1 pseudogene is annotated in these 208 nt (G+C 68.8%); it reads right to left on the bottom strand.

Annotated elements, in window-relative coordinates:
• Positions 1-208: pseudogene (locus Q1B08_RS21930) on the bottom strand (FUSC family protein); the annotation flags it as partial.

Genomic DNA, 208 nt, shown 5'->3' with positions numbered 1-208 from the left:
TCACGCCCCGGTCGATGAGTTCGAGCAGCGCCCGGCAATCCCGGAGCGCATCGCGCAGGGCAAGCTCCACCCGCCGCTGGCTCCGCATCGGCCAGACAAGGAAGCCGGCGGCGGCGCCAATGATCGTTCCCGTGAAGATCGCCGCGATCCGGCCGATCGTGTCGGAGAGTTCCGGCATCGGCTGAAGCGAAAGGATCGCGGCCGTCAC

Source organism: uncultured Jannaschia sp., assembly GCF_947494025.1.
GTDB lineage: Bacteria > Pseudomonadota > Alphaproteobacteria > Rhodobacterales > Rhodobacteraceae > Jannaschia.
Note: the sequence above shows the minus strand (reverse complement) of the source record. Positions and strands in the feature narration are given on the sequence as shown.